A 12,274-nucleotide genomic window follows, 5' to 3' on the forward strand; every position below is an offset into this window, starting at 1 on the left:
AGCGTGTCATCCCCGGTGCAGGCACCGGCCGTCGCCACGAAGCCGTCATCCAACCGCACTGGCAGTCGTCGCCAGAAGGACACCGGCCTGCGCGGCCCGAAGGAGAGCATTTTCTCCCGGTCGGGCGCCATGCTCGTCATGGGCATCTCCGCGGTCTACTTCCTCATTCCGATCTGGTGGCTCTTCGTCGCAGCGACGAAGGACCAGTCCCAGTTCACCAACACGAATCCGCTGTGGTTCGCCGACTTCTCGTTGTTCGCCAACATCGGCGACCTGGTCGCCTACCGTGACGGCGTCTTCCTGCGCTGGATGCTCAACTCGGTGTTGTACGCCGGCGGCGGCGCCCTCATCGCCACCCTGCTGGCGGCGGCCTGCGGCTACGCGCTCGCCAAGTACCGGTTCCCTGGCAGGGACTTGCTGTTCAACATCGTGCTCGGCGGCGTTCTGGTTCCGGCCACGGCACTGGCGCTGCCGTTGTTCCTCATCTTCAGCCAGATCAACGCCACAGACACCTTCTGGTCTGTCTTCCTGCCGAGCCTCGTGAGCCCGTTCGGTGTCTACCTGACCCGCATCTATGCGGCATCCAGTGTGCCGGACGAACTGCTTGAGGCTGCACGTCTTGATGGTGCAGGCGAGGTTCGAACCTTCTTCACCGTGTCGGTCAAGCTGATGTTCCCTGCCCTCGTCACCGTGTTCCTGTTCCAGTTCGTCGCCATCTGGAACAACTTCTTCCTGCCGCTCATCATGCTGCGGAGCGAGAGCCTCTTCCCGGTCACCCTCGGCCTCTACGCCTGGAACTCCCAGGTCAACCAGATCCCCGAACTGCGTGGCTACGTGCTGATCGGCGCCCTGCTGTCGATCATCCCGCTCATCATCATGTTCCTGTTCCTGCAGCGCTTCTGGAAGAACGGCCTCGGCGCCGGTTCCGTCAAATAGAGCGCTCACCTCCTGCTCCACTTACCGCGTCACCTGCACCACCATCTGCATTACCCGTCTGCACTACCCACCCGCACTACCCACCTGCATCACCCATTAGAGGAGAATCATGCAACTCAAGAAGCGAGCGGTCACCGTCGTCCTGCTCTCCAGCCTGGCACTGACAGGCTGCGCAACATCAACCGGATCGGACAGCACTGACGCGTCCGCCTGCGCGCCATCCGATGGCGCCGTGAAGCTGAACTTCACCTCATGGATTCCGGGTATCGAAGAAGTCACAGAGGTGTGGAACAAAGCGAACCCCGACATCCAGGTCACCGTCCAGACCGGTCCGAACGGAAACGGCGGCACCTACCAGAACTTCTTCAACCAGCTGAAGGCCGGCAACGCGCCAGACCTCGGCCAGATCGAGTACGACGCCCTCCCGAACTTCCGCGTTCAGGATGGCCTGACCAACCTCGCTGCCTGCGAAAACGTCGCGGCTGCCCAGGACGAGTTCGTCGACTGGACCTGGAACCAGGTGAGCTTCGGCGAAGATGACGCGGCATACGCCATCCCGCAGGACTCCGGCCCCACCGCGCTGTTCTACCGCGCGGACCTCTTCGAAGCCAACGGCATTGCCGTTCCCACAACGTGGGCCGAGTACGCTGACGCCGCCGTCAAGGTGCGCGCTGCCGGTGGGTACATCACCAACTTCTCGCAGAGCGACATCAACCAGTTCGCCAGCTTCGTCTGGCAGGCCGATGGCAGCTGGTTCCAGAACGACGGCACCAACTGGACCGTCGACCTGACCAGCGACGCCTCCATGACCGTTGCCGACTACTGGCAGGACCTGATCGACCGCGACCTCGTCTCGACGTACCCCGCCTGGACCAGCGAGTGGGACAACGCGTACAACTCCAGCCAGGTATGGTCATGGAACTCCGCCGTGTGGGGTGCGAACTCCATCGCCAGCGGAGCGCCAGACACCGCGGGCAAGTGGGCAGTGGCACAGTCGCCGCAGTGGAAGGCCGGCGACACCGCGGCAGGTAACTGGGGCGGCTCGTCGACAGCCGTCTTCAAGGGCTCGAAGCACCCGTATGAGGCAGCAGAGTTCGCGCTGTGGCTGAACACCTCAGACGAGGCGCTCACCCTGCTGAACAAGTCGGCCAACATCTACCCGGCCACCAAGGACGGTCTGAACCTTCCCGTGCTCAAGGAAGGCGTCGAGTTCTACGGCGGCCAGCCCATCTACGATGTGTTTGCAGCGGCATCCGCTGAGGTCAACCCTGACTTCACCTGGGGACCGACCATGACGCAGACCTACAACGACGTCTCAGACGGCTTCAAGGCCGCTGTCTCCGGCGACGGCACACTGGCCGACGCACTGGCGTCTGGTCAGGCTGCAACCATCAAGGCGCTCAAGGCGCAGTCGATTCCTGTCAAGGAGTAGTTGAAAAGTGATCCACCACCTTCGTGCCGCGGGCGTCAGCCTTCTTCTTGATGCCCGCGGCACGCGGGTGCCCTCGATCGTGCATTGGGGTGCAGATCTCGGCGAGCTCGCTGCCGACGAGCTGACCGTGCTCGCCGATGCCGTTGTTCCGGCCATCTCCCCGAGTTCGATCGACGTGCCGCTGCGGCTCTCGATCCTGCCAACGCTGGCCGAAGGCTGGAGCGGGCGACCGGGTGTCGATGGGTTCCGCCCCGGCATGCCTGTGACAGCGTCGCTGGGCGGCGCGTCGCTGGGCGCCGCGTCGTTCTCCCTCGCCGGCGTGCAGGCGACCTCGCCGCTGTCGCTGGTCATTGAGTTGACGGATGCCGGCGCAGAGGTCTCGGTGACCACTGAGCTAGAGCTCACCGAACACGGCGTGCTGCGCATGAGGCATACGCTGACCAACGCCGGCGCGACCGCGCTGGAGCTGGCCTCCCTCGACGTGACGCTCCCCATTCCCGATCGGGCGCGCGAGATCCTGGACTTCTCTGGGCTCTGGACCCACGAGCGCCGCCCGCAGCGCACCCCGCTGGCGAACGGCCTGTGGAGCAGGGAGTCCAGGCACGGCCGTCCAGGCCACGACGATTCCTTCCTCATGGTGGCCGGTACCCCCGGCTTCGGTTTCCGTGCCGGAGAAGTGTGGGCGACGCACCTGGCCTGGAGCGGCGACAAGCGGCAGTGGGCGGAGAGTTCCGCCCTTGGCGCTGCGACGCTCGGCAGCGGTGAACTCCTCGCCCCAGGCGAACTGGGCGTGCCCGCTGGCGGCAGCTACACCTCGCCGTGGACCGTCGCCGTGTACTCGGCAACCGGACTCGACGGTCTCAGCGACCGGCTGCATCCGTGGATCCGCTCGTGGTCAACGATCGCGCGCCCACGCCCTGTCGTGCTGAACACCTGGGAAGCGGTGTACTTCGACCACGACCTGCCGACCCTGAAGCGCCTCGTCTCGGCCGCGGCCGAGGTGGGCGTCGAGCGCTTCGTCCTCGACGACGGCTGGTTCACCGGACGCACCGACGACCGCCGTGCACTCGGCGACTGGTTCGTTGACGCCCAGAAGTGGCCGTCCGGGCTCTCGCCCCTCATTGCCGCTGTGCACGACGCCGGAATGGAATTCGGCCTGTGGGTCGAGCCGGAGATGGTCAGCCTCGACTCCGAGCTGGCCCAGGCGCACCCCGACTGGGTGATTGGCGCATCCGCTGCCCTGACCTGGCGGTTCCAACGGGTGCTCGACCTCGGCAATCCGGATGCCTTCGACTACATCCTCGGGCGCCTCGACGCCCTGCTGAACGAGTACCCGATCGCCTACCTCAAGTGGGATCACAACCGCGATCTGCTGGGCGGCTCAGCCCATCGCCAGACCATGGCGCTCTACCGGCTGATTGATGCGCTGCGCGCTGCTCACCCGGATGTCGAGATCGAGTCCTGCGCATCGGGCGGCGCCCGCATCGACCTCGGCATCCTCGAGCGAGTCGACCGGGTGTGGACGAGCGACACGAACGACCCGCTTGAGCGTCAGGAGATCCAGCGCTACACGAGCATCCTGGTGCCGCCTGAGTACCTCGGCGGACACCTCGGCGCCGCGACCTCGCACACCACCTGGCGCACCTCCGACCTCGGCTTCCGCCTGGCGACAGCGCTGTTCGGCTCTGCCGGCATCGAATGGAACCTCATCGAGACGACGCCGGACGAACGCGCGATCATCTCCGGGTGGTCGGCGCTGTACCGCTCTCTCAGGGGCTTGCTGCACACCGGCACCGTGGTGCGGGCTGACAGCAGCGACCCTGCGCTTGCCCTGCACGGTGTGGTCGCTGCCGATCGTCGGTCGGCTGTCTTCGCGCAGGTGGCGCTTGCGGCCCCGCGTGCTGCGGTGCCTGCGCCTCTGCGGTTCCCAGGTCTTGATCCGGAGTTGTCGTATGTCGTCAGCCCGGTTTCGCTGTCGCTTTCCGCCGCAGCAACGGATGTCGCCCAGGTTGCGGATGCGCCCCTGGTGCTCTCGCGGGCGATCCAGGATGCTCCGCCCCACTGGCTGGCTGCGGGCAGCGTCACGCTCAGCGGTCGCGTGCTCGCGGAAGTCGGCTTGCCTGGCGCGCTGCTGGCACCTGAGCAAGCGCAGTTGTTCTCACTCAAAGCGATGTAGCCGTCGCCGCGCCCGTTGCCGGTGATCGCGCTCGCCATAGCGGGCGCGACCGGCAAGAACGGGCGCGGTGACGGGCCAGCGACGGGCCGAGCAGCCGAGGCTCAGGCCCCGGGCGTCGGCGGCGTCTGGGTCATGTCCATCCAGGTCACTTCCCACTGGTGGCCGTCTGGGTCGAGGAAGCTGCGCCCGTACATGTAGCCGAAGTCCTGTGGGTCAGCCGCCGGGCTGCCACCGTTGGCCAGCGCGGCATCCGCGAGGGTGTCGACAGCGTCCCTGCTGTCTGCGCTTAGAGCGATCAGTACTTCGACCGACGTCGAGGTGTCTGCGATCTCGCGTGGCGTGAAGGTCTTGAAGAAGTCCTCCACGAGCAACATGGCGTAGATGTGACCGTCGTCAATGACGAGGCAGGTGGCGTTCTCGTCGGTGAATTGCTGGTTGAAGGAGTACCCGAGCGCCGTCCAGAAGTCCACGGACCGCTTGAGTTCTTTCACGGGCAAATTGACAAAAATCATGGTCATTGTGGTTCGCTTCCGATCTGATTCGTGGTGGGACGTGAGCCTCGGCGCACGCAAGTGGGCGACGTCGTACGCCGCGTGTTGCGCGACAGCGGATGTCTCCCATTAAGCATGAGCGGCGAGCGCAGGTCTAGTCCCGCGAGCTTCCCGCCAGCACGCCGCCAGCACTCCGCGAGCACGCCGCCAGTGTCCAGCACCCGTACAGGAGCTGCACAGCCCGCGCTCCAGCCCGTGATTGGATTGACCCATGGATGTCATGCCACCTTTCATCGACGACTTCGCCGCGTTCATCGCCGCATCGCCCACCTCGTACCACGCCGCCGCCGAGGTTGCCCGGCGCCTCGACGCCGCCGGGTTCACCGGCCTCTCCGAATCGGACGCATGGGGGAGCGACGCCGGAAAGCACTACGTCATCCGCGACGGAGCGATCATCGCCTGGATCCAACCGGTCGGAGCGCTGCCGACGACACCGTTCCGCATCCTGGGTGCCCACACCGATTCACCGGGCTTCAAGCTCAAGCCGAAGCCGACCACTGGGTCGAACGGTTGGCTGCAGGCTGGCGTCGAGGTCTACGGCGGGCCGCTGCTGAACTCCTGGCTCGACCGCGAACTCGAGCTCGCCGGACGCCTCGTCACCCGCGACGGTGCCACGCATCTCGTGCGCACCGGCCCGTTCCTGCGCATCCCGCAGCTGGCCATCCACCTCGACCGTGAGGCCAACAGCGGTCTCACCCTCGACAAGCAGCGCCACCTCAGCCCCGTCTTCGGCGTCGGAGATGCCAGCGAGGCCGACCTCGTCGGTCACCTCGCCCAGCTCGCCGGTGTCGCGTCAGCGGATGTCGTCGGCTACGACATCCTGACCGCAGACACCAACCCGCCTGCGCGATTCGGTTTGAATGATTCGCTGTTCGCGGCCGGCCGCATGGACAACCTCAGCTCGGTCTTCGCCGCCCTGATCGCGCTCCTCGGCACGGCGGAGGAAACCGCCGAGAGCACTGACGCCGCCGAGAACGCGACCGCCGACAGCAGCGCTGCGCCGTCTCACATCAGCGTGCTCGCCGCGTTCGACCACGAGGAGCTCGGCTCAGAGTCGCGCTCCGGCGCGAGCGGCCCGATGCTCGACGACATCCTCTCTCGCATCGGTGAAGGCCTCGGCGCGACCGTCTCAGACCGGCTGCGTGCCTACGCAGAATCGTGGTGTGTCTCCGCGGATGCCGGCCACGCCGTGCACCCGAACTACCCGGAGCGCCACGACCCGGTGAACCGCCCCATCGCCGGCGGTGGGCCGCTGCTCAAGATCAACGCGAACCAGCGCTATTCAACGGATGCCGCCGGAGCCGCCCTCTGGACCCGCCTGTGCGAGGCCGCCGGTGTGCCGTTCCAGGAATTCGTCTCGAACAACACGGTGCCGTGCGGCTCCACCATCGGCCCGCTCACCGCGACCAGGCTCGGCATCCGTGTCGTCGACGTCGGTGTGCCGCTGCTGTCAATGCACTCGGCGCGCGAACTGTGCCACGTGGATGACCCGGTGGCATTGTCTGCCGCGCTGTCGGCGTTCTTCGCCGGCGAATAGACGAATAGACGAATAGGCGAATAGGCGAATAGGCGCAAAGGGGAGTGGGCGAACTGATCCACTCCCGCCTGCAGACGCGAGCTAGTGCGGCAGCCGCTTCGCCCGTCGTCTGATCGGCTTGGTTCCATCGACCCCGTGTCGGCCGTCGCGCGGGCCGGGGTCTGGAAGCTCAGGCAACTGCTCTTCGCCCTCGAATTCACGCTCTGGTTCAGGTTCAGGCTCCGGCGGGATCTGCTGCGCATCCAGGTGAGCTCCGAGCGTTGTTCCTTCAGCCTCTGCGTCAGCCTCCGCATCCGACATCGCCGCGGCCGCATCCGGTTCAACATCGGCGGCCACCGGCACGGTCGTGCTCGGGGTGCGGGCCAGAACAGACGTCAGTCGTGCCACCGCGTGCCCATTGCGCATCAGAATCACGTCTTCGCCCTGCCACACCCGATCAACCAGCACCGAGAGGTGGGTTGCCGCATTCGCGATCGGCACGCGCAGCGGAATGACAGGGCGGCCCGGCTCGATCCTGAGCGGCGGGAAGGGGTCGTAGTCTGAATCGCGGTCGACGCCATGACGGCCATCCCGAGGGCCTGGCTCTGGCAATTCTGGTAGTTGATCTGGGTCGTCGACGTACGGCACGATGGGCTCCTTCCGGTGACGGATGCCTGGTTCGAGGCTACGCCGATGCCGATCGGCTGGCTACAGGTCGACATCCGCTGGAGGGGTGCCCGCCGGGTCGGCGCTGGCGTCGTCGTCCGTGCCTGCGCGCACGCTTCGTCGCCAGCTCACTTCGTCCGACAGGAGGACCGCGAGCAGCACCACGTTCACCAACCAGGCGAGGGCCAGCGGTGACAGCGCCGGGTAGGCGATGGCGAGTGCCACGAGCGCGAGAATGCCGATGAGGTGGCTGATCAGGGTGCGCCCGCCGATCGCCCGCCTGAACAACACATTGCCGCCGAGGAACAGGGCAGCAGACCCGCAGGTGAGTCCGGCCGTCCACGCCTCTGGCTCTGCGACGGGAGCCTCAAGCACCAGCCCATCCGCCACAGCCGACAGCACGATGCCGAACACCATGATGATCGGAACGTAGGTGTACGCGACCCTGGCGATCGAGCCGCGCTCGGTTGCGTGGCTGATGAAGTCGCTGCCACGCTGCTGGCCGTGTGCGAAGTACAGCAGCCACATCAGCACAGTGCTGGTGAAGGCGGCCAGGAAGGCGAGCACGTACGGCCACTCGAGCGGTGCCTCAGCGAAGCTCGATCCAGTGACGATGATGGATTCGCCCAACACAATGATGAAGAACAGGCTCACCCGCTCTGCCATGTGTTCGCCAGAGATATCCCAGGTCTCGTATCCCGATTGGCCGAGGCCGGGGACCCAGTAGCGTGCGCGCGCGCCGATGCTGTCGATGAACAGGGCGACGAGCCAGATCCAGATGCGCACGTCTTCCGGCGCGAACGCACCCCAGAGCCACAGCGCGCCAGCCGCCACCTGCCACAATCCGATGCGCACGAAGTTGACCGCGTGGGCAGGGCGATGCTTCGCGAAGGCGAGCACGGTGAATCCGCTCCGTATCAACTGGATCAGCACCAGTGTGCTGGCGAACAGCACCGCCTTGCTCGTGAAGGCGTCTGGGAGGGCGCTGGCCATCAGAATTCCGAGCAGCATCAGCACAATGAGCAGCGCGCGAACCTGTCCGCGTTCCGGATTCAGCCAATTGGTGACCCAGGTGGTGTTGATCCACACCACCCACACGACGATCATAAGCATGACGGTATGACCGAGTTCGATCGCACTCTGCTCGTGCAGCAGCACATGGGACACCTGGGTGACCGCGAAGACGAACACCAGGTCGAAGAACAACTCCACAAAGGTGACGCGGTGCGAGTCGGTGCCCGTTGCCGGACGAAGCAGGTCGCGACTGAATCCGATCGTCATGCGCACCAGCGTAGTGTGGAGAAGAGTAGACTATTTTCCATCGGCAAGTAGATTCCTGCTGCTGGATTCATCTCCGCAGCCGTGAGGAGTACGTACAGCATGGCACGCAAGATTGACGACAGCTCAACGTCGGCGACGAGCGGCGCACACGCCGCGGTCGAGCGCACCGCTACGCTGCCGTACGAGTCAGACCTGCTCACCTCGCTGCTCGCGATCGTGTCTGAGTGGACATCCGCTTCGTTCCTCGAGGAATTCGCGCGACGCTCAGGAGTCCAGCTGGATTCCAGCGCCATCTCCGCTGTCTACCTGCTCGGTCGTCGGGGCCAGCTGCGTCCGTCAGAACTCGCCGCGGGGCTCAAATTGTCTGCCCCGACGGCGAGCAAGTTGATTTCGCGGCTCAGCGCGGCGGGCCTCGTCACCAGAGTTGCTCACGAGAGCGACTCCCGGTCATCGCTCGTCGGCCTCACCGCCGCCGGATCTGCAGCGGCAGTCCAGCTGTTCCAAAGCGGTGACCTGATGATGACCGACCTGCTCACCGACTGGGCGCCCAAAGACGTCAACACGCTGACGGCGCTTGCGCATCGTCTGGCCGAGACGGTCAAGACAGAGGATCGAACGCCGGTCGCGGCCGCCAAGCCACACCTCAAGAAAACGCAACACACCAACTGAAAGTGAGTTCCCCATGGGTACATACGTCGTTACCGGATCTGCCTCTGGCATGGGCAAGGCAAGTGCAGACAAGCTGCGCGCCGAGGGTCACACCGTCATCGGCATCGACCTGCGCGATGCGGATGTCGTCGCCGACCTGTCGAGCGCTGAGGGCCGCGCATCCGCTGCCGAGGCTGTCATCGCCGCCTCAGGTGGAAAGCTCGACGGCGGCGTCTTCGCCGCTGGCCTCGGCCCGATTCCCGGCCGCGAAAACCTGATCGCCCAGGTCAACTTCAAGGGCACGACCGAACTCCTCGATGCGCTGCACGACTCGTTCGCCGCAGCCGGCACCAGCAAGATCGTGGTCATCGGTTCCAACTCGTCGACGACGATTCCCGGCATCCCCGACGACGTCGTTGAAGCCTTCCTGAACGACAAGCTCGACACGCTGCCTGAATTGACGGCACACTTCGGCGAGTACGCCTCGAACTTTGTGTACGGCGGATCGAAGCTTGCACTCACCCGCTGGGTGCGTCGCATGGCTGTGCTGCCTGAGTGGGCTGGATCCGGCATCCGTGTGAACGTCATGGCACCGGGCGCCATTCTCACTCCGCTGCTGCAGTCGCAGCTTGACGGCCCCGGCCGTGCCGCAATCGAAGCCTTCCCGGTTCCGGTTGGCGGATTCGGCGACCCTGAGGCCATCGCAGCGTGGATCATGTTCATGCTGTCGCCGGCAGCCGACTTCCTGTGCGGCAGCATCATCGTCGTCGACGGTGGCACAGAGGCGCTCTTCCGTGCGAATGACTGGCCTGTCAGCATGGCCCCGCGCAGCAAGTAGGCAGCAGCTCTCGAGCAGCAGCTCTACAGCAGCTCAGATAGACCACGAAGCGGATGCTCGGCTGGCGACACTGGTCGCTTGCCGAGCATCCGCTCAATTCAGTGGCTGATGCAGGTCAGTCGCTGATGCAGGCGCCCGTCGTTACCGGTGCTCTCAACGAGGGTGCCTTAGCGGCTACCGGCTGCACCTCAGCCATGGCCAGGGCGTAGCCGATGTTGTCGGTGGTTGTCGACTTGGCGAACACGACGCCGGCCACGCTGCCCGACAGGCTCAGCAATGGGCCTCCTGAATCGCCCGGTTCGATATCGGCCGCGAGCGTGTAGACCTGCCTGGGCGACGGATTCTGCCCGTAGATGTCGGCGACGAGTTGGTCAGTGACAGCCATGACCTGCGCGGGGTTCGACGTGAATGGGCCGCCGAACGGGTAGCCGGCGCTGACTGCGCTCGCACCGACCGGCAGGTTGGGTGTCAGCGACAATGGCTTGGTGTCGAGGCCATCGACGGCGATCACGGCGAGGTCGTCGATCGGGTCGAAATAGACGACGTTCCCCTGGATGGCCTGACCGTCGAGCGCCTGAACCACGGGTTCGGTCACCCCGGCCACGACGTGCGCGTTGGTGATGATCCGGTCGTCGGAGACGACGAATCCGCTGCCTGACTGGTTCTGTCCGCAGGCATATGCGTTTCCGGTGATACGAACAACCGACTGCGCTGCCGCGTTCAACTCTGCGGTGCCGAGGTCGAGCGTGGGAATCTGCGGTGCCTCACCCGTGAACGCGTCGACGACCCGGGGGAGCCCCTCATCGACGGCTGCGGAGCGCAGCTGGGCGAGGAACGCCTGGACGGGCGTTGGCGTCAGCGTGTCGATGGTGCGGAGGACAGTGGATGACGCGATGGCCTGCGAGATGCCCGGCGCCCCCAGCGCGCCAACGCTGGTGGCCAGCATCGCCAGAATCAAAGCGGATGCCACCGTCGCGACGGCCGCTCCCAGAAGTCGGTCGATGATCTGCAGCGGCGAGCGATGAGTGCGGCGGCGAAGTGCGTGGCCCACGGTTTGCCCGAGACTGAGGCCGGCGAGCACGAGGATCACGGCTGCGGCCAGGGCTGCTGGCGTGCGCCACTCAGGCGCGGGAATCCAGGCGCTGACGAGCGGAACCAGAATGTAGGCCGCAATCCCGCCGACCACCACGCCGATGAGTGCGCTGAGGCTGCCGAGGAAACCGCTGCGATATCCGGAGACGAAGAACGACACGAGCAGCAGTGTCAGGATCACGTCAAGGATTACCGAGCCGATCATTGCGTCCTTTTCCTTGATTGTTCCTGGGTCTACCCAGTGGCTGCCAGCCGGGGACCTGCGCTTAGATCAGGCTGCGCAGAAATTCCTCGACCCCTACGCCACGTTCCCGTGCTCGTGCAACAAGGCGTGCGTGTTCGGTCGAACTGAGCGTGAGAGCGAGCGTAGTCCAGTCACCTGAGTCGTTGCCTGACTCGTCCGGCATCGAATCTGAGAGGGTGGCGAAGCCTTCATCGTCATCTGAAAAGTCGAAGAGTCCGAGCGGCTCAGCGGTGGATCGCTCGGCTGTTGCTCGCTCAGCCGTTGCTCGGGAGGCCGTCTTCGTGGCGCTGGCCGTCGAGGCAGCGGATGCCGGAGCTGCGGCATCCGCAACAGGGTCGCCGGCTCGCACCCAACCGGGGCCTGAGGGAATCGGCAGACCGCGCTGGTACGCCTCAGACACGGCACGCGCGCGGGAATCGGCAGCCTCGTTCAGCGGGTGGTTTGCGTGACCCTTGACCCACTCAAACCGGTAGCGGCGGCCGGCCAATACCTCGTCGAGTTCTTTGAGCAACTCGATGTTCATCACGGCCTTGCCGTCGGCCTTCTTCCAGCCCTTACGCTTCCAGCCGGGCATCCACTTGGTGATCGAGTTGATCACGTACTGGCTGTCGCAGAGCACGAGCAGGTCGTCGTCGAGGTGCGCGGTGGCCCGAAAGAGCTCGAGCACGGCCTTCAACTCGCCCTGGTTGTTGGTGGCGTGCTTCCAGCCGCCGGCCCCCCAGCAGGAGTCATCGACGTACCAGGCCCAGCCTGCAGGTCCTGGATTTCCGAGAGCAGAACCGTCGGCGGCAGCGGTAATCGTCATGAGTCCAGTCTTTCATCTGGCTCGATGCGTTTTTACCCGTTTCCCTGTCTCTCCGGGGTTCCGCGGTGCTTAGGTTATGAGACACCGAT

Annotated in this window: 11 protein-coding genes; 6 read left to right on the forward strand and 5 right to left on the reverse strand. The window is 65.3% G+C overall.

Annotation, left to right across the window (positions count from 1 at the left end; genetic code table 11):
• Positions 1–129 precede the first annotated feature (129 nt).
• From AC25Y4_RS00305 to AC25Y4_RS00315, 3 genes are all read left to right on the forward strand, one after another.
• Positions 130–936: a carbohydrate ABC transporter permease gene (locus AC25Y4_RS00305; RefSeq protein WP_488119495.1), complete on the forward strand. Its 807-nt coding sequence runs from the start codon at positions 130–132 to the stop codon at positions 934–936.
• 109 nt (positions 937–1,045) lie between these two features.
• Positions 1,046–2,368, forward strand: coding sequence for an ABC transporter substrate-binding protein (locus tag AC25Y4_RS00310; RefSeq protein ID WP_488118377.1), 1,323 nt, complete (start codon positions 1,046–1,048; stop codon positions 2,366–2,368).
• A 7-nt stretch (positions 2,369–2,375) separates the two neighbouring features.
• Positions 2,376–4,544: an alpha-galactosidase gene (locus AC25Y4_RS00315; RefSeq protein WP_488118378.1), complete on the forward strand. Its 2,169-nt coding sequence runs from the start codon at positions 2,376–2,378 to the stop codon at positions 4,542–4,544.
• A gap of 101 nt (positions 4,545–4,645) precedes the next feature.
• Here AC25Y4_RS00315 and AC25Y4_RS00320 read toward each other — a convergent pair whose 3' ends face one another.
• Positions 4,646–5,062, reverse strand: a complete 417-nt coding sequence (locus AC25Y4_RS00320; protein WP_488118379.1) for a VOC family protein — start codon at positions 5,060–5,062, stop codon at positions 4,646–4,648.
• Between the two features lie 244 nt (positions 5,063–5,306).
• Here AC25Y4_RS00320 and AC25Y4_RS00325 point away from each other — a divergent pair, with 244 nt between their 5' ends.
• Positions 5,307–6,632: a M18 family aminopeptidase gene (locus AC25Y4_RS00325; RefSeq protein ID WP_488118380.1), complete on the forward strand. Its 1,326-nt coding sequence runs from the start codon at positions 5,307–5,309 to the stop codon at positions 6,630–6,632.
• Positions 6,633–6,713: 81 nt separating this feature from the next.
• Here the strand turns inward: AC25Y4_RS00325 and AC25Y4_RS00330 are convergent, their stop codons facing one another.
• Together AC25Y4_RS00330 and AC25Y4_RS00335 are read right to left on the reverse strand one after the other, a co-directional pair.
• Positions 6,714–7,259: a type II toxin-antitoxin system Phd/YefM family antitoxin gene (locus tag AC25Y4_RS00330; RefSeq protein ID WP_488118381.1), complete on the reverse strand. Its 546-nt coding sequence runs from the start codon at positions 7,257–7,259 to the stop codon at positions 6,714–6,716.
• 60 nt (positions 7,260–7,319) lie between these two features.
• On the reverse strand, positions 7,320–8,558 hold the full coding sequence (locus AC25Y4_RS00335) for a low temperature requirement protein A (protein ID WP_488118382.1): 1,239 nt from the start codon (positions 8,556–8,558) through the stop codon (positions 7,320–7,322).
• Positions 8,559–8,657: 99 nt separating this feature from the next.
• Here AC25Y4_RS00335 and AC25Y4_RS00340 point away from each other — a divergent pair, with 99 nt between their 5' ends.
• Positions 8,658–9,227, forward strand: coding sequence for a MarR family winged helix-turn-helix transcriptional regulator (locus AC25Y4_RS00340; protein ID WP_488118383.1), 570 nt, complete (start codon positions 8,658–8,660; stop codon positions 9,225–9,227).
• A 13-nt stretch (positions 9,228–9,240) separates the two neighbouring features.
• Positions 9,241–10,044, forward strand: a complete 804-nt coding sequence (locus AC25Y4_RS00345; RefSeq protein ID WP_488118384.1) for an SDR family oxidoreductase — start codon at positions 9,241–9,243, stop codon at positions 10,042–10,044.
• A gap of 115 nt (positions 10,045–10,159) precedes the next feature.
• On the opposite strand, the gene AC25Y4_RS00350 is transcribed toward AC25Y4_RS00345, so the two are convergent.
• Positions 10,160–11,341: a MarP family serine protease gene (locus AC25Y4_RS00350; RefSeq protein ID WP_488118385.1), complete on the reverse strand. Its 1,182-nt coding sequence runs from the start codon at positions 11,339–11,341 to the stop codon at positions 10,160–10,162.
• A gap of 61 nt (positions 11,342–11,402) precedes the next feature.
• Positions 11,403–12,185, reverse strand: coding sequence for an RNase H family protein (locus tag AC25Y4_RS00355; RefSeq protein ID WP_488118386.1), 783 nt, complete (start codon positions 12,183–12,185; stop codon positions 11,403–11,405).
• Positions 12,186–12,274: the final 89 nt, after the last annotated feature.

Source organism: Leifsonia sp. Y878 (assembly GCF_057669685.1).

What these genes read in the sequence shown, in the direction of transcription:
- AC25Y4_RS00350 (WP_488118385.1), bottom strand. Translation starts at nt 11,341, where the DNA reads ATGATCGGCTCGGTAATCCTTGACGTGATCCTGACACTGCTGCTCGTG.
- AC25Y4_RS00310 (WP_488118377.1), top strand. Translation starts at nt 1,046, where the DNA reads ATGCAACTCAAGAAGCGAGCGGTCACCGTCGTCCTGCTCTCCAGCCTG.
- AC25Y4_RS00335 (WP_488118382.1), bottom strand. Translation starts at nt 8,558, where the DNA reads ATGACGATCGGATTCAGTCGCGACCTGCTTCGTCCGGCAACGGGCACC.
- AC25Y4_RS00355 (WP_488118386.1), bottom strand. Translation starts at nt 12,185, where the DNA reads ATGACGATTACCGCTGCCGCCGACGGTTCTGCTCTCGGAAATCCAGGA.
- AC25Y4_RS00320 (WP_488118379.1), bottom strand. Translation starts at nt 5,062, where the DNA reads ATGACCATGATTTTTGTCAATTTGCCCGTGAAAGAACTCAAGCGGTCC.
- AC25Y4_RS00325 (WP_488118380.1), top strand. Translation starts at nt 5,307, where the DNA reads ATGGATGTCATGCCACCTTTCATCGACGACTTCGCCGCGTTCATCGCC.
- AC25Y4_RS00345 (WP_488118384.1), top strand. Translation starts at nt 9,241, where the DNA reads ATGGGTACATACGTCGTTACCGGATCTGCCTCTGGCATGGGCAAGGCA.
- AC25Y4_RS00305 (WP_488119495.1), top strand. Translation starts at nt 130, where the DNA reads ATGCTCGTCATGGGCATCTCCGCGGTCTACTTCCTCATTCCGATCTGG.
- AC25Y4_RS00340 (WP_488118383.1), top strand. Translation starts at nt 8,658, where the DNA reads ATGGCACGCAAGATTGACGACAGCTCAACGTCGGCGACGAGCGGCGCA.